Genomic DNA, 19433 nt, shown 5'->3' on the forward strand with positions numbered 1-19433 from the left:
ACCAAAAGACAGGGCCAAGCTTATGAACATGCATTCGACACCCCAGCGCACCCAGGCTGAAACGGCGTTGATCGACGCTTTCGGCGAGCGGCTGTCGCTGCTGCCGGGCGACGGTGCGGTGATGCTGAAGCGCGACGACGCCATCGAGGCGATCAAGCACGGGCTGCCGACGCGGCGCATCGAATCCTGGCATTACACTGACCTGCGCCGGCTGTTGACCGCGGTGCCGGCATTCGATCCGACGGCCGCCGCCAAAACGCTAACGCCCATCGTCGAAGGTTCCGCCGTGCTGGCGGTTCTGAACGGCGTCTCGAGTGCGAAATTCCCCGCGATCGAGGGCGTGACGATCCAGCGCCTGTCGGAAAAGCTGACCGACGGCTCGATTGCGCCCGGCCTCGACCCCTATGGCAGCGATGACGCCATCGGCGCGCTGAACACTGCTTTCGTCGCCGACGGCTATTTGGTCGACGTCGCCGATGGCGCAGCACTGGAGAAGCCGATCGAATTGCAGAACCTGCAAGCCGGCGGACAGACCCATGTGCGCTTTCCCGTGCGTGTCGGCGCCGGCGCCAAGGCTGCGATCGTCGAGCGTCAGGCGGGCGAGGGCGCGGCTCTGGCCAGCTCCGTCAGCCAGCTGGTGTTGGGCGAGGGCGCCGAGGTGACCTGGCTGATCATCCAGGAACAGCCGGAAACGGCCACCCATCTGGCGCAGTTCAAGGCGCATCTCGGCAAGAATTCGAAGCTGACGCTGTTCTTCATGAATGCCGGCGGCAAGCTTGTGCGCCAGGAGATCGTGGTGAAGACCACGGGCGAAGGCGCCGACTTCAAATTGCGCGGCATCAACCTTCTGGCCGGCGACACCCACACCGACGTGACAATGGTGCTCGACCATGCCGTGCCGCACACGACATCGACGGAAGTGATCCGCAATGTCGTGACCGGCAAGGCGCGCGGCGTCTTCCAGGGCCGCATCAACGTCCACCAATACGCGCAGAAGACCAACGCCAAGATGGCCTGCAACACGCTGCTTTTGTCGGACGATGGCGAGTTCTCGACCAAGCCGGAGCTGGAAATCTTCGCCGACGACGTCATCTGCGGCCACGGCGCGACCGTTACCGAGATCGACCACAACCATCTGTTCTACCTGATGGCTCGCGGCATCGACGAGAAGAGCGCCCGTGGCCTGCTGGTCAAGGCGTTCGTCGCCGAAGTGATCGAGGAACTGGACGACGAAACCATCGTCGAGGCCCTGGAAACAAGGCTGGACGACTGGTTCGTGGCGCATGGGTAGCGCCTCCCCTTCTCCCCTTGTGGGTCCGAAGGACGGGCGAGGCAAGTGACTCGCCCCGGGCGGTGGCCGAGCGAAGCTCGGTCGAGTGAGGGGTGACGAAGTGAGGCGGTGCCTCAAGAGAGCTTGTAATGGACCAGAAGATCGAAACAACCCCATACGACGTCGAGGCGATCCGCCGCGACTTCCCGATCCTGTCGCGCGAAGTCTACGGCAAACCGCTGGTCTATCTCGACAATGGCGCCTCGGCGCAGAAGCCGCAGGTGGTGCTGGATACGATCCAGCACGCCTATTCCCAGGAATACGCCAACGTGCATCGCGGCCTGCATTTCCTGTCGAATGCCGCAACCGACGCTTATGAGAAGGCACGCGAGACGGTGCGCCGTTTCCTCAATGCGCCAAGCACCGACAACATCGTCTTCACCTCGAACACGACCGCGGCGATCAACACCGTGGCTTACGGCTATGGCATGCCCAATATCGGCGCGGGCGACGAGATCGTGCTGTCGATCATGGAGCACCACTCCAACATCGTGCCGTGGCATTTCATCCGGGAGCGGCAGGGCGCCAAGCTGGTCTGGGTGCCGGTCGACGATCTCGGCATCTTCCACATCGAGGAATTCGAAAAGCGGCTGACCGACAAGACCAAGCTCGTCGCCATCACGCATATGTCGAACGCGCTGGGCACGGTAACCCCGATCAAGGAGATCGTGCGCATCGCGCATTCGCGTGGAATTCCCGTACTTGTCGACGGCAGCCAGAGCGCCGTGCACATGCCGATCGACGTGCAGGATCTGGATTGCGACTTCTTCGTCTTCACCGGCCACAAGGTTTACGGGCCGTCCGGCATCGGCGTGCTTTACGGCAAGAAGGATATTCTCTCGGCCATGCGCCCCTTCATGGGCGGAGGCGAGATGATCGAGGAAGTGACGGAAGACGTCGTCTCCTACAACGAGCCGCCGCACCGCTTCGAGGCCGGCACGCCGCCGATCGTGCAGGCGATCGGGCTGGGTGCAGCATTGGAATACATGGAAAAGATCGGCCGCGAGCGCATCGCCGCGCACGAGGCCGACCTCAAGACCTACGCACACGAGCGGCTGCGCGCCATCAACTCGCTGCGCATCTTCGGCGACGCGCCGGACAAGGGCGCCATCATTTCCTTTGAGTTGCAGGGCATTCATGCCCATGACGTGTCGATGGTGATAGACAGGCAAGGTGTTGCCGTCCGCGCGGGCACCCATTGCGCCCAGCCGCTGTTGAAACGCTTTGGCGTAACCTCCACATGCAGGGCATCGTTCGGCATGTATAATACCAGGGCCGAAGTCGACGCTTTGGCCGATGCGCTGGAAAAAGCGCGCAAGTTCTTCGGGTGACAGGTTCTTTGGATGACGACCATGGATGATGCGAGCCACACCACCGCGCCGGAAGCAGCCATCAATCCGCTGGTTTCCGCCTCGGCCATTCCCGCCGACGAACTGGCGCGGCTGACCGACGACATCGTCTCGGCGCTGAAGACGGTCTATGACCCGGAAATACCGGCCGACATCTATGAGCTCGGCCTCATCTACAAGATCGACATCGAGGACAACCGCGCGGTCAAGATCGACATGACGCTGACCGCGCCCGGCTGTCCGGTGGCCGGCGAAATGCCCGGCTGGGTGGAAAACGCCGTCGGCGCCGTCGAAGGCGTCTCCGGCGTCGAGGTCAACATGACCTTCGACCCGCCCTGGTCGCCCGACCGCATGTCGGAAGAGGCGCAGGTGGCGGTGGGCTGGTACTAGGTTGACTGAGGTTGGTGCACTTGCACCAGTGGTAAAACTTCACCATTTTAGGTGAGGAATCATTCGGCAGGCCTTGAACCTGCATGGAATGGAAGAGGAAAAAGAATGGGACGCTTCGCCGTCATCACGATGACCGAAAAGGCCGCCGACCGGGTGCGCGAGATCGTCGCCACGCGCGACAATGCGCATGGCATTCGCCTCGGCATCAAGAAGGGCGGCTGCGCCGGCATGGAATACACGGTCGACCTGGTGACCGAGCCCAATACCAAGGACGACCATATCGAACGCGACGGCGCGCATGTCTATGTCGCGCCCGAGGCTGCCCTTTTCCTGTTCGGCACCGAGATGGATTTCGAGCAGACCACGCTGCGCACCGGCTTCACCTTCCACAACCCGAACCAGAGTTCGGCCTGCGGCTGCGGCGAATCCGTCGAACTGAAGCCCGCCGACCTGAAGGCGCTGGCTGAAGCGCGCGCTTCCGCCTGATCTTTCCTTCGCCCCGTTCACGGGGAGGTGAGGAATGGTCCGCGCAGCGGGCGAAAAGCCAATTGCTTGGCTTTTCGAATGACGAACGGCCCGAAGGGCCGGATGAGGGGCAGCGCTAACCATCGGAAGTCGCGCTCCGAGTCCTCACTTCACCCACATCTTCGTCCGCTTGTGCCAGTCGGCGATCGATTCCTCGGGATAGACGTCGAACGCATTGTCCTTCTTGCCGATCACCGGCTCGACCCAACTCGCCTTGTATTTCAACATCAGATGCACCTTCTCCGGCGGCTTCGGCAACTCGCTGTCGATTGCCGAGGCGAAGGGGTGGACCAGGTCCGGCCATGTCGGATCGTAGAGCCAGAGCGCCGAACCGCACTTCTTGCAGAAATTGCGCTCGCCCGTCGAAATCTCACACTTTGGATGCTCGTCGTCCGCGATCTCGGCCTGGTAGACGCCGAGATTGCGCTTGCCCTTGATTTTCAGCGTCTTGTAATCGGCGCCGAGATTGATGGCGAAGCCGCCGCCGCCCTGCTGCTTGCGGCAGATCGAGCAGTAGCACAGCATGAACGGCACCGGCGTGTTGCTCTCCACCTCGAAATGGACGGCATCGCAGCGGCAGGATCCCTTGAGCAGCAGCGGCATGACAAAACTCCGACGGATGGCTCTCAACTTGCCAGCATGGTTTTTGGTTGCAGCCATGGCAAGCCCGGTGACATGATTGCGGCATGGACAATGAACGCATCGAAGAGCTGTTCGAAGGCCTCGGCCCGGTCAGTATCCGAAAACTGTTCGGCGGCAAGGGTATCTATTTCGACGGCGTCATCGTCGCCATCGTGCTGCGCGGCGAATTGCTGCTCAAGGCTGACGAGCAAAGCGCGCCCGATTTCGAAGCCGCCGGCTGCAAGCAATGGACCTATACCGGCACCCGCCACGGCAAGCTGGTCGCGATGCCGTACTGGAGCATTCCCGACGACGCGTTTGATGATCCTGACGAGATGAGGGTGTGGGCGCCGGGCGTATGAGGCGGGGCGGCGGGCGGGGAAGTGAACCGGGACCGTCGCGTTTCTTCCCACCCCCCTCTGTCCTGCCGGACATCTCCCCCGCAAGGGGGGAGATCAGTTGTCACATTGGCCTTCGCCAATCACCATCGTTGAAAATGGGAGCCTGCGGCTAAGCTGTTAATCTCCCTCCTTGCGGGGGAGATGGCCGGCAGGCCAGAGGGGGGTGCTGTCCCGCCGACGTAGGCGATCCTACAGCGCCTTGGCAATCCTCGCCGCCAGCCGCGCATTGTTCTCGACCAGCGCGATGTTGGTCTTCAAGCTCCGGCCGCCGGTCAGTTCGAGGATTTTGCCCAACAGGAACGGCGTCACCGCCTTTCCGGTCACATTCTGCACTTCCGCCGCCTTCTGCGCGGCCTCGATATAGCCGGCCATCTCGTCGGCCGGGATTTCATCGTCCTGCGGCACCGGGTTGGCGATCAGCATGCCGCCGACCAGGCCAAGTGCCGCCCTGGTCTTGTAGAAATGCGCGATCTCTTCCGGTCTGTGCAGGGTCAGCGGCGCGCGGAACGGCGAATGCCGCGACCAGAAGGCCGGCATCGTCTCGCAGCCATGGCCAATCACCGGCACGCCGCGCGTCTCCAGCACTTCCAGCGTCTTTTCGATGTCGAGGATCGCCTTGGCGCCGGCCGAGACGACGATGACCGGCGTGCGCGCCAACTCGTCGAGATCGGCCGAGATGTCGAAGCTCTTTTCCGCGCCCTTGTGGACGCCGCCAATGCCGCCGGTGGCGAACACCTTGATCCCGACCATGTCGGCCGCGATCATGGTGGCGGCGACCGTGGTCCCGCCGGTGCGGCCTTGCGCCACCGCAAAGCCGAGATCGGCGCGCGACAGCTTCATGGCGTCGCCGGTCATCGCCAGCGACTCGCGCTCGCCGTCGGACAGCCCGATCTTGATGCGGCCGGCAACCACGGCGATCGTCGCCGGCACCGCGCCATTGTCCAGGATGATCTTTTCGACATTGGCGGCCATGGCGCCATTGTCGGGGTAAGGCATGCCATGGGTGATGATGGTGCTCTCCAGCGCCACGACCGGGCGGCCAGCGGCGAGCGCCTCAGCCACGGGCGCGTGGATGTCGATCAAGGGGCGGGCGCTTTGCGGTGTCATGATGGTCTCCGATCCGGAGATCCGCGCGTCCGCTTGGACGTCGCGCTCCGGCAATGGCAATTGGCCGCCCTCATGCCATTTCCTGCGCGTCGGGCACAAGAGCCAGTGCCTCAGTGAAGGTCGCAATCGTGAAGGCCGGAACCGCGTCGGCGCTTTCAATGGCCAGCGTGGCGGCGGCAACGCCCTCGCGCAATGCCTGGCGCAGGGGCAGGCCGCGCAGCAGGGCAGCGATGGTGGCGCCGGCCAGCGCGTCGCCGGCGCCGGTGACGTCGGCGACTTTTCTCGGCGCCGGCGGCAGGATAGAGAAGGCGCCGGCTTCGTCGAATCCCAGCACCGGGCCATCGCCCGCCGTCACCACGCCACTGGTGAGGCCGCTGCAGCGCAGTCCGTCGATGGTCTCGCGCTCGGTGGCATTGGCATCGACGCCGGCCAGCACCATGGCCTCGCGCCGGTTCATGAAGACCTGCGCGAGCTCCTTCAGCACCGGTATCATCCGCACCACCTTGGCCGGCGAAATGGCAATGGCGAACACCGGCTTGCCGGCGGCGAGCCCCACCAGCCGCTCCAGCGCCGTTGATGGCAGATTGGCGTCGCAGAGCACCGCATCGGCCTCGGCGACCACCTCGCGCACCTTGGAGCGGCGGATCTGCTTGGGGAACGCCAAATCGTAGAGCGCCATGTCGGCAAAGCCGGTGATCAGCTCGCCGTCGCGATCGATCAGCGCCGTGTAGCTCGGCGTCGTGCGGTCGAGGAAAACCGCCGACAGGTCGGCAATGCCGGAGTCGGCGATGGCGCGCGCAACCGTCTCGGCCGAGGCATCGCCGCCGCGCACCGACAAAAGCGAGGCCGAGACGCCGCGCCGCACCAGGCTGCGCAGCGCGTTGAATACGCCGCCGCCGACATCCTCGCGCATCGTGCCGGGGTTGGACGCCGCGGGCACGTACGTGCCCGACACCTGGCCGCGGCGATCGATATGGGCGCCGCCCACCGCCAGTATCTTTGCTGATTTCACCATGCCGGCGATATGACCTTTGTTATTCGAGCCGCACAAGCGCTACGCTGTGCGGCGGAGCTTCGCAGGCAAGCCGGCGATTCGGCCGATCGAAACAGCCGGCGCGTCTGGCCCAATGGTGGATACATCCGGAAACGAAACCATGAGACAAAAAAAGAACAAATCCGGATAAAGATTGCTTTTCAGATATTTGACCCCTCTTGCCAAACGAGAACAAAAGTAGTACAAAATGGGCAGGGATTACGGATTGTCCGGCCTTCATTGACGACCAAGGGGTGATGTATCATGGCTCAGAATTCTTTGCGGCTTGTAGAGGACAAAGCGGTGGACAAATCAAAGGCTCTGGACGCGGCGCTGTCGCAAATCGAGCGCGCCTTCGGCAAGGGCTCGATCATGCGGCTTGGCGCCAACGAGCAGGTCGTCGAGATCGAAACCGTGCCGACCGGATCGCTGGGCCTCGACATCGCGCTTGGCGTCGGCGGCCTGCCGCGCGGCCGCATCGTCGAGATCTACGGGCCGGAAAGCTCGGGCAAGACGACATTGGCGCTGCACACAGTTGCCGAAGCCCAGAAGAAAGGCGGTATCTGCGCCTTCGTCGATGCCGAGCACGCACTCGATCCGGTCTATGCCCGCAAGCTCGGCGTCGATCTGGAAAACCTCTTGATCTCGCAGCCGGACACCGGCGAGCAGGCGCTGGAAATATGCGACACGCTGGTGCGTTCAGGCGCCATCGACGTGCTGGTCGTCGATTCGGTGGCGGCGCTGACGCCGCGCGCCGAAATCGAAGGCGAGATGGGCGATTCTCTGCCCGGTCTCCAGGCGCGTCTGATGAGCCAGGCGCTGCGCAAGCTGACCGCCTCGATCTCGCGCTCCAACACCATGGTCATCTTCATCAACCAGATCCGCATGAAGATCGGCGTCATGTTCGGTTCGCCCGAAACCACGACCGGCGGCAACGCGCTGAAATTCTACGCTTCGGTGCGCCTCGACATCCGCCGCATCGGCTCGGTCAAGGACCGCGACGAGGTCGTCGGCAACCAGACCCGGGTCAAGGTGGTCAAGAACAAGCTGGCGCCGCCCTTCAAGGTGGTCGAGTTCGACATCATGTATGGCGAGGGCGTCTCCAAGACCGGCGAACTGGTCGACCTCGGCGTCAAGGCCGGCGTGGTCGAGAAGTCCGGCGCCTGGTTCTCCTACAATTCGCAGCGTCTCGGCCAAGGTCGCGAAAACGCCAAACTGTTCCTGCGCGACAATCCCGACACGGCGCGTGAGATCGAACTTGCGCTGCGGCAGAATGCCGGGCTGATCGCCGAGAAATTTCTTGAAAATGGCGGCCCCGAGCGCGGCGAAAGCGACGACGGCTTCGAGGAAGAATCCGGCGCCATGTAGGGCACGGCCAGAGTTCGGCCATAAATCCAGTCTATTATCCGATGCTTAAGTAACCGAGTTCTTTAGTATTGCGTTTCAAACCGCCGGCCTTCGCGCCGGCGGTTTTCGTTTTTGGGCAGCGTGAAGCCGGCTTGGCAGTTGCCGGGATGGCCCAATTCCGTGTTTCTGGACAGGGTGGGGCGTGCCCGCTAAAAGGCCAAGTCAATCTTCTAAAAAGCAGAGACCAGTGTCCGCCGGCCGTGCCGGCGGTTTTCGCGAAAAGGCAGCAGTCATGAGTGGCGTGAACGAGATCCGGTCGACATTCCTCGACTATTTCCGCAAGGAGGGCCACGAGGTCGTGGCCTCGAGCCCGCTGGTGCCGCGCAACGACCCGACGCTGATGTTCACCAATGCCGGCATGGTGCAGTTCAAGAACGTCTTCACCGGCCTGGAGAAGCGGTCCTATTCGCGCGCCACCACTGCGCAGAAAAGCGTGCGCGCCGGCGGCAAGCACAACGACCTCGACAATGTCGGCTACACCGCGCGCCATCTGACCTTCTTCGAAATGCTCGGCAATTTCTCCTTCGGCGACTATTTCAAGGAGCGCGCCATCGAACTGGCCTGGAACCTGATCACCAAGGAGTTCGGGCTGAACAAGGACAAGCTGCTGGTCACCGTCTATCACACCGATGACGAGGCGGCCGGCTTCTGGAAGAAGATCGCCGGTTTCTCCGATGACCGCATCATCCGCATCCCGACCTCCGACAATTTCTGGGCTATGGGCGACACCGGACCGTGCGGGCCGTGCTCGGAAATCTTCATCGACCGTGGCGAGCACATCTGGGGCGGCCCTCCCGGCAGCCCGGAGGAGGACGGCGACCGCTTCCTTGAATTCTGGAACCTGGTGTTCATGCAATATGAGCAGGTCACCAAGGATGAGCGCATCGACCTGCCGCGGCCGTCGATCGACACCGGCATGGGCCTGGAGCGCATGGCCTCCATCCTGCAAGGGGTGGAGAGCGTCTTCGAGACCGACCTGTTCCGTCATCTGATCGATGCGGCCTCGTCAGCGCTCGGGCAGGGCCCGGACAAGGAGACGGTCGCCTCCTTCCGCGTCATTGCCGACCATCTGCGCTCGTCCTCCTTCCTGGTGGCCGATGGCGTGCTGCCGTCGAACGAAGGCCGCGGCTATGTGCTGCGCCGCATCATGCGCCGCGCCATGCGCCATGCGCAGTTGCTCGGCGCCAAGGAGCCGTTGATGTGGAAACTGGTGCCGGCGCTGGTGCGCGAGATGGGCCAGGCCTATCCCGAACTGCTGCGCGGCGAACAGCTGATCACCGAGACGCTGAAGCTCGAGGAGACCAGGTTCCGCAAGACGCTGGTGCGCGGCCTCGGCCTGCTCTCGGAGGCGACGGATACGCTGCACGCCGGCGATATGCTGGATGGCGAGACCGCGTTCAAGCTCTATGACACGTACGGCTTCCCGCTCGATCTGACGCAGGACGCACTGCGCCAGCGCAACATCTCGGTCGACCTTGCCGGATTCACCCATGCGATGGAGCAGCAGAAGGCCGAAGCGCGCAAGCATTGGGCTGGCTCCGGCGACGCGGCCACCGAGACCATCTGGTTTTCTGTACGCGAGAAGGCCGGCGCCACCGAATTCCTCGGCTACGAGACCGAACAGGCGGAAGGCCTCATCCAGGCGCTGGTCAAGGACGGCAAGACCGTCGACAGCGCGATCAAGGGCGACGCGGTGGCGGTGGTCGTCAACCAGACGCCGTTCTATGGCGAGTCCGGCGGCCAGATGGGCGACACCGGTATCATCTCCGGCGAAGGTTTCTCGATCGAGGTTTCCGACACGCAGAAAAAGGCCGACGGCCTGTTCGTGCACCTGGGCAAGGTGACGAACGGCACGGTCAAGCCAGGTGCAGCCGTCGAGCTGAAGGTTGACCATGCGCGCCGCACCCGGCTGCGCGCCAATCATTCGGCAACGCATCTGATCCACGAGGCGCTGCGCGAGGTGCTGGGCACCCATGTCGCGCAGAAAGGTTCGCTGGTCGCGCCCGAGCGCCTGCGCTTCGACATCTCGCACAACAAGCCGATCTCGGCCGAAGACCTCGAAGAGGTCGAGCGCATGGCCAACGAAATCGTCGTCCAGAACAGCCCGGTGACGACGCGGCTGATGTCGGTCGACGACGCCATCGCCGAAGGCGCCATGGCGCTGTTCGGCGAGAAATATGGTGACGAGGTGCGTGTCGTTTCGATGGGCACCGGCGTGCATGGCGCCAAGGCCAACCGGCCCTATTCGGTCGAGCTCTGCGGTGGCACCCATGTCCGGGCGACCGGCGATATTGGTCTGGTTCGCGTTGTCTCCGACAGCGCGGTCGCCGCCGGCGTGCGCCGCATCGAGGCGCTGACCGGCGAAGCCGCACGAAAATATCTCGACGAGCAGGACAGGCGCCTGAAGGCGACGGCGGCTGTGTTGAAGATTTCGCCGGCCGACGTGCCGGCGCGTGTCGAGGCGCTGCTCGAGGAACGCAAGAAGCTCGAGAAGGAACTGAGCGAAGCCCGCAAGAAACTCGCGCTGGGCGGTGGTGCCGCGGCCGATGCTCCGGCCACCACCGAAACCGTCGCCGGTATCGGCTTCCTCGGCAAAGCGGTTTCCGGCGTGTCGCCGAAGGATTTGAAGCCGCTGGCCGATGCCGGCAAGACTTCCCTCGGCTCAGGCGTCGTCGTCTTCGTCGGTGCGGGCGAAGACAACAAGGCAAGCGTCGTGGTCGCAGTGACGGACGATCTCGTCGGCCGCTTCAGCGCTGTCGATCTTGTGCGCGTTGCCTCGGCCGCATTGGGCGGGCAGGGCGGTGGCGGACGGCCCGACATGGCGCAAGCCGGCGGCCCGGACGCCTCGAAGGCCAATGATGCGATCGCCGCGGTGAGGGCGGCGCTGGAGGCAGCCTGAAAGCCACCCTATGTCGTATCTGGTTTGTGTGCGGCTTTCCGGCCTTCGCCGCCGTGCTTGCCATTCTGTGGCTGATAGTGGCAAGCCGGCAATCAGCTCTTAGACGGTCCGTCTAGCTAGTTCTTTTCGCCGCCTTCAGGGCGCGCGTCATTCTGCTGGAATCGCCCCAGGTGGACAGCCAGATCAGCACGTCCGTGGCGATCGAAATCAGCGACCGTAAAAAGTTCAGCGCCGGGCCGGGCGATTTCAGCTGCTCTTCGGCGTGATGGAGATGGGCGAGCTCTTCCTCGCGGATCGCCAGGATGATGCCGTGCAAGTCGTGGTCGCGATTGGCGAGGAAAAACAGCTGATCGTCCAGATGGCGATGCACCGCCGCTTCAACCGCCGCCGTGCAGGCCCAGGTGCCTTGCGGACCGAGCAGGGCGGTGACAAAACCCAGCACCCAGCCACCCCAGCTCCAGAACTGCATCACCCGGCACGGTCGCGACCGCCGCGCCGGCATGGCGGCGCGGAACGCAGCGCAATGCGTGCGCTCGTGCCCAAGCATCTCGGACAAGGATGGCACGCAATCCGGCCATAAGCGCCTGGCGACAAGAATCTGCGCCGAATAGATCCTGATCGCACCAAACCCACCGGCGTGGTTGACCCTGACAATTCTGGCGACGGTGAGCGCGTCCTGGCGAGATGGGTCAGCCATGGCCCGAACCCATATCAGCCCGCCGCCAGGCTCGGACGTTTTGCGATGCCCTCCCACCAGGCCTGGATGTCGGCGAACGCCGCAAGCAGCTTTTGCCCGTCGGCGACCTTGACGAAATAGGCGATGATGGATGCCGCATGCAGGTCGGCCAGCGTCAGATGGTCCCCGAGCAGCCACGGCCCGGGAGGCTTGAGTGCGGTGAGCACCCGCAGCACCGTTTCCGCCTGGCGCAGCCCGTTGGCGACCAGTGCCTCGTCTGGCGCTTCCTTCTCAAGCCGCTCGACGGCGACGTCCCAGACCATCGATCTGTAGGCATAGGCGTCGAGCATGCCGATGAGCTGGTTCATCGTTGCACGGGTGCGGGCGTCTTTTGGCTGCAGTGCCGGGCCGTCGAACGCCTCGTCGACATAGCGGGCGATTGCGCTGGTTTCGAACAGGCGAAAGCCGTCGTGCTCGAAGGCCGGAATGCGGCCGAAAGGGTGATGCTCGAAGTACCAGGCGGGAGTGCCCTCGGCGGCAAAGACATCGACCGGCACAAGGTCGTAGTCGATGCCTTTTTCCGCCAGCACGAGGCGGACGATGCGCACATAGACGCTGTAGTCCGCCCCGTAGACGACCGGCTTGGCCATGGCTGCCGGCTTACGCCATCGCCTTCTGCAAATTCTCGTCGATCTTGTCGAGGAAGCCGGTGGTCGACAGCCATGGTTGGTCGGGACCGATCAAGAGCGACAGGTCCTTGGTCATGAAGCCGCTCTCAACCGTCTGGATGCAGACCTTCTCCAGCGTGTCGGCAAATCGCTTCAACTCGGCATTATCGTCGAGCTTGGCGCGGTGGGCGAGGCCGCGCGTCCAGGCGAAGATCGAGGCGATCGAATTGGTCGAGGTTTCCTCGCCCTTCTGGTGCTGGCGATAGTGGCGCGTCACGGTGCCGTGCGCGGCCTCCGCTTCCACCGTCTTGCCGTCCGGCGTCATCAGCACGGAGGTCATCAGGCCAAGCGAGCCAAAACCTTGCGCCACCGTGTCGGACTGGACGTCGCCGTCATAATTCTTGCAGGCCCAGACATAGCCGCCAGACCATTTCAGGGCGGAGGCCACCATGTCGTCGATCAGCCGGTGCTCGTACCACAGCTTCTTCGCCTTGAACTCGGCCTCGAATTCAACCTCGTAGACCTCCTGGAAAATGTCCTTGAAGCGGCCATCATAGGCTTTGAGGATGGTGTTCTTGGTCGAGAGATAAACCGGATAGTTGCGCAGCAGGCCGTAATTCAGCGAGGCGCGGGCGAATTCCCGGATGGAGTCGTCGAGATTGTACATCGCCATGGCAACGCCGGGGCCGGGTGCGTCGTACACGTCATGCTCGATCACCTTGCCGTCCTCGCCGACGAACTTGATGGTCAGCTTGCCCTTGCCGGGGAAGCGGAAATCGGTGGCGCGATACTGGTCGCCGAAGGCATGACGGCCGACGATGATCGGCTTGGTCCATCCCGGCACCAAGCGCGGCACGTTCTTCATGATGATCGGTTCGCGAAAAATGGTGCCGCCGAGAATGTTGCGGATGGTGCCGTTGGGCGACTTCCACATCTTCTTCAGCTTGAATTCCTCGACGCGCTGCTCGTCGGGCGTGATCGTCGCGCATTTCACGCCGACGCCCCATTTCTTGATGGCATTGGCCGAATCGATGGTCACCTGGTCGTTGGTGGCATCGCGGTGCTCGACGCCGAGGTCGTAATATTCGAGCTTCAGGTCGAGATAAGGGTGGATCAGCTTGTCCTTGATGAACTGCCAGATGATGCGGGTCATCTCGTCGCCGTCGAGCTCGACGACCGGGTTCGCCACCTTGATCTTCGCCATGAAAAGAATGCCTCGCTTTTGGGGAACTAAACGGCCTTGCCCGCATGGCTTCGGCCGGGGATGCGGAGCGTATATCAAAGCCTATTTGGCCGCGCAAACGCCGATCCGTGCAGAATGGGTCGTCTGTGCCGCGACCGGTGTTTGCAAAAGCTTCATATTGCCGAGCGGATGTGGCAGGGAACGCTGAAATGCCGCAAACAGCAGTTCATTGAGACCATGTCCGCCGCCGATCATCCTGAAAACGCATCCGCCGCCGCCCCGGCGATCATCCTGGTCGAGCCGCAGCTTGGCGAGAATATCGGCATGGTCGCGCGCGCCATGGCCAATTTCGGCCTTGCCGAACTGAGACTGGTCAACCCGCGTGACGGCTGGCCGAGCGAGAAGGCGCGCGCCGCCGCCAGCCGCGCCGACCATGTCATCGATGCCGTAACAGTGTTCGGCGACCTGGCGTCCGCCGTCGCCGACCTCAATTTTGTCTTCGCCACCACGGCGCGCGAGCGCGACGGCTTCAAACCCGTGCGTGGTCCGGTCGAGGCGGGCAGGGCGCTCAGGGCGCGTCAGATGGCCGGCCTGCGCACCGGCATCTTGTTCGGCCGCGAGCGTTTTGGGCTCTACAATGACGAGGTCGGGCTGGCCGACGAGATCGTCACCTTTCCGGTCGATCCCGGCTTTTCGTCGCTCAACATCGCCCAGGCCGTGCTGTTGATGTCCTATGAATGGATGAAATCCGGCCTGAAGGACGAGACGGCGACCAATTTCTCCAGCCCTGAAATGAAGCCGGCGAGCAAGGAAGAGTTGCACGGCCTGTTTGCCTATCTCGAAGGCGCGCTCGAAGCGCGCGGTTATTTCCGCCCGGCGCCCAAGAAACCCAAGATGGTCGACAATCTGCGCGCCGTCTTGACGCGCGCCGGTTTCGCCGAGCCGGAACTGAAAGTGCTGCGCGGCATCATCTCGTCGCTCGACCGGTTTTCGCCGGCCATGCCGCGCGGTGACGGCTCGCCGGGAGACGATCCAAGGCGTTTGCCGGCCGCTGCGCGAAAACCCCAGGCAGATAAAGAAGATTAGAAATCGCTAAGCTTCGAACGGCTGAAGTAACCGAATTTTATTTGCTTATCATCCATTGTTGTCAAAACGGTGGGGTGGCAGATGTTCACGTCCAAAATCGGCCGTATGCGCTTCTTCTTCTATTCCCTCGGCGTAGCCCTGCTCGAGGCCGTTCTTGCCGTGCTGTGCATCGTTGGCACGATCGGCTTTGAGGGGCTGGTCAACTCGGCGCCCGGTCCATCGCGGCAAGGGATGGCAGGCGCGGTTCTGATCGTTTCCCTCCTGGCTGTGGTCATGCGTGCCAACATCGCCTGGCGACGCAGCCGCGACGCCAACGGCAAAGCCTGGATCCTGTGGTCCTACATCGTGTTCTGCGCCATCTACGCCTTTCTGCAGGCAGGCACGCTGCTGGTCATCGATTTCAACAATCCGGAAAGCACGTCCAGCGGTTTGAACCTGCTTGCGCTGTCGATCTTTGGCCTTTGGTGCACGATTCTGGTGGCTAAGCCGGTGGCGGGCATCAATATCGACGAACTGACATCGGTTTTCGATTTCGATGGCGATACGCCCATGCCTGCGGCATCCAGCCGGATGGCCAGCAGCGCGGCACAGTCTTCTATGCGCAACGCCACACCGGCCACGCGCTCGGTGCCGTCCGCCCAGCCTCTGGGCCGTCCGCGGCCCGCCGGCTTCGGCAAGCGCGGGCTCTAGAGCAGCCGAGGCAAGGTCGTCTTCGCCGGCTTTGCGTGGAAGTTGCTAACATTCGCCACTTCAAGGCCATGATGGTTGCAGATAGAACGGCATTGGCCAATGACCGCCAAGCCTTCTGATCCAGCCTCTTTCATGGTCCGATATCAATGAGCCACCGTCCGATACTGATGTTCGATTCCGGCGTTGGCGGATTGACCGTGCTGCGCGAAGCGCGCGTGCTGATGCCCGACCGGCGCTTCGTCTACGTCGCCGATGACAAGGCCTTTCCCTACGGCGCCTGGGAAGAGCCGGCGCTGCAGGCCCATATAGTCGAGCTCTTCGCCAAGCTGCTCGACCGTTTTGATCCGGAAATTTCGGTCGTCGCCTGCAATACCGCTTCGACGCTGGTGATCGATGCGTTGCGGGAAAAATTCCCTGGCCATCCCTTTGTCGGCACGGTGCCGGCAATCAAGCCGGCTGCCGAGCGCACCCGGTCCGGGCTGGTCTCGGTGCTGGCGACGCCGGGCACGGTGAAGCGCCAGTACACGCGCGACCTGATCGGCAAATGGGCGCAGAAATGCCATGTCCGGCTGGTCGGCAGCAACAATCTGGCCGGACTGGCCGAGGCCTACATGCGCGAGGGCTTTGTCGACGAGGAGGCCGTGCGTGCCGAGATCGCACCGTGTTTCGTCCAGCATGACGATTTGCGCACGGACATCGTCGTGCTCGCCTGCACGCACTATCCGTTCCTGGCCAATCGCATGCGCAAGACCGCGCCCTGGCCGGTCGACTGGATCGACCCGGCCGAGGCGATTGCGCGGCGTGCTCTGTCGCTGCTTCCGGCTGTCGACGGGCCATTGCCGCAAAGCGAGCCCGACATCGCCGTCTTTACCTCGGGAAAGGCGGATTTCGCCATCAGCCGGCTGATGCAGGGTTTTGGATTGAGCGCGCGCTAATGCATGTCGCCCAAAAGTGCGCAGCGGTTTTGGGACAACGACATGCAAAAAACAAAAAAACCAAAGCGCGTCGCCGACGCGCTTTAGACAGGTTCGAAGACAATGACGCGCCGATCCGGATCGGCCGAAACAAGCCTTAGCGTCAGGCCATCGCCCTGCCTGAACCCTGAGGCCTTCACATTCGCAACGACAGGCATGTCCGAGAGCTGAACGCGCGCACGCTGATCACCGACGTCGGTGACGACGGCCTTGAATGTTTCACCCACGCGCCCCCTCAGCATCACCGCCTCGGCAAGGTCGATGGCCGCGTGGTTGATCTGCGAGGCGCGGGCGCCTGCGCGGCCCATCACCTTTGGCAGTCTGGAAAACGCCTCGGTAACGGCTTGCGGCACCGGCTGGCCGTTGACGATGGCCAGCACGCAGCGCACGACATAGCGATCGGCCAGCCGCCTCAGGGGTGCGGTGGCGTGGGCATAGGTCGCGGCCATCGCCTCGTGCCAGGGGACAACGCCTTCTTCATAGGGTTGGTAGGACGCACCGGAGCCGGCGCGGCGGATTTCCAGCATCAGCGCTGCCTGTTGCATGTTGGTCGGATCGAGGGTTCGCTGATAGTCGGACAGGCTGGTCGAAGGAGGCCAGGACAGGCCTAAGGCCCGTGCCGCGCTGCGCAGTCTTTGTACTTTGGAAGCATCGGGCGGCGCCATCACCCGGAACAACCCGGTCCGGTGTGCCAGCATGGCGTCGGCAATCGCCATGTTGGCGGCCAGCGAAAGTGCTGCGTTGTCTTGCTCGGATTGCAGCAGCGGTCTGAACGCAAGCTGGAATGTGCCATCGGCAAGCTGTTCCACCTCCTGCTCGGGCGGGTCGACGCGCGAAGCGCCGCGACGATCTTCGGCCGCCGCCATGCGCCGCGCGATTTCGGCGAAGCCGACTGGGACGTCGGCGGCCTGCACGCTGTCATAGGCGAGCTTGGCGCGGCTTTGAATGATTGCCCGCTCCGCGCCATCCAGCCTTACCGCTCCGTCGTCGGCGATCCGGACCGTGAAGATGACAGCCGGACGCGGACCGCCGGGCAGCAAGCTCGCGGCGCCCTCGGCAATGACCCGGGGATAGAGCCCGGCCTTCCCGTCCGGCAAATACAGGGTTTCGCCCCGCGCCCAGGCTTCGCGATCCACCGCGTCGCCGTCTGCGACGAACCAGGCTACGTCGGCAATGGCATAGTGCAACAGAAGGTCGCTACCGCTCGCTTCGATCGAAAACGCTTGGTCAAGATCGGTGGAAGCCGCGGGGTCGAGCGTCACGAAGGGCATCGCCGTGCGGTCGGCATGCTGGTCGGGCACGCGCCTGGCCGCCGTCTGTGCCATGGCCATTACATCAGGGGGAAATCCCTCCGGCACATGGAACTCGGTGCGGATTTTCGCGAGGCCGGTAGCGAGTGCCTGCGAGGGATCGTTCAACGATTTCATGGCGCCGTCCTACACCGGCGTTGCGGGCACGGGAAGGTGGTTTTGCCGGCAGTGCCGGCCGACCATGGGCAGGCATAAGCGCGGAACGGAAGTTGACCGCCAGCGCTGGAACCGTCGCCGGAGCGCAACGTTTCTTCCTCTGGCAGCAAAGGAGGAGCCGATATGCCTGCAACCTCAAAAGCACAGCAAAAGGCCGCTGGAGCAGCCCTGTCGGCCAAGCGCGGCGAGACCAGGAAGAGCGAGCTTCAAGGCGCGTCGAAGTCGATGTACAATTCGATGAGCGAAAAACAGCTCGAGGAATTCGCCGAGACCAAGCGCAAAGGCCTGCCGGAGAAGAAATCGGCAGACTGAAACCTTGAACCGAGTTGATAAACAAAGCCCGTGGCCGAAACCACGGGCTTCTTCGATTCAGGCCAAGCCCGAAACTCCTGACGTCACCAGCAGCGCTTCACCTTGTAGCGGATGACCTTCTTGTGGCCATGCCGCCAGATGACCTTCTTCTTCACCACGACATGGCAGGTCTGACGATGCTTGTGGCCCTGCCAATGCTTGGCCATCGCTGGCTCGGGCACGGCGATCGACATCGTCCCGGCCAGGACGGCTGCACCGACCAACGAGAGGAAAAACTTCTTCATGCGACTTCGGGCTCCTTTGGCTCCAGTCCCTTCCTAAATGCCGTCGGCGCAACAACCTCCCGCCGCATCCGGCACGGCACTCAACGCCAAAGACGTGATATGGTTGCCGGGCCCAGCGCCAGCGACGCGCTTGACTCTGCTCAAATCTCCGTTTAACGAGCCCACCAACACCGGGCCGCAATGCCCGGTTGTTTCTTTTGCATGGCAAACCCGGGAAAGCAGGTTTATCGTTTCCTGGGTTTTGTCTAGACTGACGTGTCCCGTGGGTTTTCCGCCGCGTTGCGTGGGAAAACCCTGTCAGGCCTCGAAAACGGAGGCCAGAGGAGGGCGCGTTTCCTTCACCCGGACCATGAGGCTCCGGGTGGTTTGTTTTGAAAGGGAATGCGATGAGCAAGCGCGAATCCGCGAAGTACAAGATCGACCGCCGTCTCGGCGAAAACATCTGGGGCCGCCCGAAGTCCCCGGTCAACAAGCGTGAATACGGCCCCGGCCAGCACGGCCAGCGCCGCAAGGGCAAGCTTTCCGATTTCGGCCTGCAGCTGCGCGCCAAGCAGAAGCTGAAGGGTCACTATGGTGATGTCTCCGAAAAGCAGTTCCGCAAGGTCTATGAAGAGGCTGATCGCCGCAAGGGCGACACCTCCGAGAACCTGATCGGCCTGCTCGAGTCGCGTCTCGACGCGGTCGTCTACCGCTCCAAGTTCGTGCCGACCATTTTCGCGGCTCGCCAGTTCGTCAACCACGGCCACGTCAACGTCAACGGCAAGCGCGTCAACATCGGCTCGTACCGTTGCAAGCCGGGCGACGTCGTCGAAGTGCGCGAAAAGTCGAAGCAGCTGGTCATCGTGCTGGAAGCGGTCGGCCTCGCCGAGCGCGACGTGCCGGACTATATCGAAGTCGATCACAACAAGATGGTCGCGACCTTCTCGCGCATCCCCGGCCTGGCCGATGTTCCCTTCGCCGTGCAGATGGAGCCGAACCTGGTCGTCGAATTCTATTCGCGCTAAGCGATCGCTTTTCTGCGATACCGGAAAG

19 protein-coding genes and 1 pseudogene are annotated in these 19433 nt (G+C 63.1%); 12 read left to right on the forward strand and 8 right to left on the reverse strand.

The genetic code is table 11. The annotated features are described in order from the left end of the window. Nucleotides 1-22: 22 nt before the first annotated feature. The 4 genes from sufD (at nucleotide 23) to sufA (ending at nucleotide 3555) form a co-directional block, all read left to right on the forward strand. Nucleotides 23-1291 (forward strand): Fe-S cluster assembly protein SufD, encoded by a 1269-nt coding sequence (sufD, locus tag ACYG97_RS07195; protein ID WP_023734520.1) that lies wholly within the window; start codon nucleotides 23-25, stop codon nucleotides 1289-1291. A gap of 128 nt (nucleotides 1292-1419) precedes the next feature. Further along, complete coding sequence (locus ACYG97_RS07200; protein ID WP_023734521.1) at nucleotides 1420-2661, forward strand: cysteine desulfurase; 1242 nt, start codon at nucleotides 1420-1422, stop codon at nucleotides 2659-2661. 21 nt (nucleotides 2662-2682) lie between these two features. Continuing rightward, nucleotides 2683-3069: an SUF system Fe-S cluster assembly protein gene (locus tag ACYG97_RS07205; RefSeq protein ID WP_023709315.1), complete on the forward strand. Its 387-nt coding sequence runs from the start codon at nucleotides 2683-2685 to the stop codon at nucleotides 3067-3069. A gap of 105 nt (nucleotides 3070-3174) precedes the next feature. After that, nucleotides 3175-3555, forward strand: a complete 381-nt coding sequence (sufA, locus tag ACYG97_RS07210) for a Fe-S cluster assembly scaffold SufA (protein ID WP_013532156.1) — start codon at nucleotides 3175-3177, stop codon at nucleotides 3553-3555. A gap of 144 nt (nucleotides 3556-3699) precedes the next feature. Here the strand turns inward: sufA and ACYG97_RS07215 are convergent, their stop codons facing one another. Further along, the gene (locus ACYG97_RS07215) at nucleotides 3700-4197 is read right to left on the reverse strand and encodes a GFA family protein (protein ID WP_023669121.1); all 498 of its coding nucleotides are present in this window, start codon (nucleotides 4195-4197) and stop codon (nucleotides 3700-3702) included. A gap of 83 nt (nucleotides 4198-4280) precedes the next feature. Between ACYG97_RS07215 and ACYG97_RS07220 the strand changes: the two are divergent. Beyond that, nucleotides 4281-4602, forward strand: a pseudogene (locus tag ACYG97_RS07220) (TfoX/Sxy family protein). 203 nt (nucleotides 4603-4805) lie between these two features. On the opposite strand, the gene ACYG97_RS07225 reads toward ACYG97_RS07220, so the two are convergent. Then, nucleotides 4806-5723, reverse strand: a complete 918-nt coding sequence (locus ACYG97_RS07225; RefSeq protein ID WP_023734522.1) for a pseudouridine-5'-phosphate glycosidase — start codon at nucleotides 5721-5723, stop codon at nucleotides 4806-4808. A 70-nt stretch (nucleotides 5724-5793) separates the two neighbouring features. Beyond that, nucleotides 5794-6738, reverse strand: a complete 945-nt coding sequence (locus ACYG97_RS07230; RefSeq protein ID WP_023734523.1) for a carbohydrate kinase family protein — start codon at nucleotides 6736-6738, stop codon at nucleotides 5794-5796. A gap of 282 nt (nucleotides 6739-7020) precedes the next feature. Between ACYG97_RS07230 and recA the strand changes: the two genes are divergently transcribed. Together recA and alaS are read left to right on the forward strand one after the other, a co-directional pair. Continuing rightward, nucleotides 7021-8124: a recombinase RecA gene (recA, locus tag ACYG97_RS07235; protein ID WP_023669117.1), complete on the forward strand. Its 1104-nt coding sequence runs from the start codon at nucleotides 7021-7023 to the stop codon at nucleotides 8122-8124. Nucleotides 8125-8395: 271 nt separating this feature from the next. Then, nucleotides 8396-11062, forward strand: coding sequence for an alanine--tRNA ligase (gene alaS / locus ACYG97_RS07240; RefSeq protein WP_352624558.1), 2667 nt, complete (start codon nucleotides 8396-8398; stop codon nucleotides 11060-11062). A gap of 112 nt (nucleotides 11063-11174) precedes the next feature. Here the strand turns inward: alaS and ACYG97_RS07245 are convergent, their stop codons facing one another. Genes ACYG97_RS07245 through ACYG97_RS07255 form a run of 3 tightly spaced genes read right to left on the reverse strand, consistent with a single transcriptional unit; the run spans nucleotide 11175 to nucleotide 13610 of the window. Next, nucleotides 11175-11759, reverse strand: coding sequence for a demethoxyubiquinone hydroxylase family protein (locus tag ACYG97_RS07245; RefSeq protein WP_023734524.1), 585 nt, complete (start codon nucleotides 11757-11759; stop codon nucleotides 11175-11177). Nucleotides 11760-11773: 14 nt separating this feature from the next. After that, nucleotides 11774-12388: a glutathione S-transferase family protein gene (locus tag ACYG97_RS07250; RefSeq protein WP_023734525.1), complete on the reverse strand. Its 615-nt coding sequence runs from the start codon at nucleotides 12386-12388 to the stop codon at nucleotides 11774-11776. A 10-nt stretch (nucleotides 12389-12398) separates the two neighbouring features. Then, nucleotides 12399-13610, reverse strand: a complete 1212-nt coding sequence (locus ACYG97_RS07255) for an NADP-dependent isocitrate dehydrogenase (RefSeq protein WP_023734526.1) — start codon at nucleotides 13608-13610, stop codon at nucleotides 12399-12401. A 216-nt stretch (nucleotides 13611-13826) separates the two neighbouring features. Between ACYG97_RS07255 and ACYG97_RS07260 the strand changes: the two genes are divergently transcribed. The 3 genes from ACYG97_RS07260 to murI all read left to right on the forward strand — a co-directional run bounded on the left by ACYG97_RS07260 (nucleotide 13827) and on the right by murI (nucleotide 16300). Continuing rightward, the gene (locus tag ACYG97_RS07260) at nucleotides 13827-14675 is read left to right on the forward strand and encodes an RNA methyltransferase (protein ID WP_023734527.1); all 849 of its coding nucleotides are present in this window, start codon (nucleotides 13827-13829) and stop codon (nucleotides 14673-14675) included. Between the two features lie 81 nt (nucleotides 14676-14756). Then, entirely contained in the window at nucleotides 14757-15365 is a 609-nt protein-coding gene (locus tag ACYG97_RS07265; protein ID WP_023731156.1) for a DUF805 domain-containing protein, read from the forward strand. Nucleotides 15366-15511: 146 nt separating this feature from the next. After that, entirely contained in the window at nucleotides 15512-16300 is a 789-nt protein-coding gene (gene murI, locus ACYG97_RS07270) for a glutamate racemase (RefSeq protein ID WP_023684874.1), read from the forward strand. Between the two features lie 83 nt (nucleotides 16301-16383). On the opposite strand, the gene ACYG97_RS07275 is transcribed toward murI, so the two are convergent. Then, nucleotides 16384-17766 (reverse strand): RNB domain-containing ribonuclease, encoded by a 1383-nt coding sequence (locus ACYG97_RS07275; RefSeq protein ID WP_023734528.1) that lies wholly within the window; start codon nucleotides 17764-17766, stop codon nucleotides 16384-16386. A gap of 162 nt (nucleotides 17767-17928) precedes the next feature. Here ACYG97_RS07275 and ACYG97_RS07280 point away from each other — a divergent pair, with 162 nt between their 5' ends. Beyond that, entirely contained in the window at nucleotides 17929-18117 is a 189-nt protein-coding gene (locus ACYG97_RS07280) for a DUF3008 family protein (protein WP_023684876.1), read from the forward strand. Between the two features lie 83 nt (nucleotides 18118-18200). Here the strand turns inward: ACYG97_RS07280 and ACYG97_RS07285 are convergent, their stop codons facing one another. After that, the gene (locus tag ACYG97_RS07285; RefSeq protein ID WP_023690200.1) at nucleotides 18201-18401 is read right to left on the reverse strand and encodes a hypothetical protein; all 201 of its coding nucleotides are present in this window, start codon (nucleotides 18399-18401) and stop codon (nucleotides 18201-18203) included. Between the two features lie 386 nt (nucleotides 18402-18787). Here ACYG97_RS07285 and rpsD point away from each other — a divergent pair, with 386 nt between their 5' ends. Beyond that, the gene (rpsD, locus tag ACYG97_RS07290; RefSeq protein ID WP_023669107.1) at nucleotides 18788-19405 is read left to right on the forward strand and encodes a 30S ribosomal protein S4; all 618 of its coding nucleotides are present in this window, start codon (nucleotides 18788-18790) and stop codon (nucleotides 19403-19405) included. The last annotated feature ends 28 nt before the right edge of the window (nucleotides 19406-19433 follow it).

It is taken from the genome of Mesorhizobium sp. W067 (assembly GCF_054719525.1).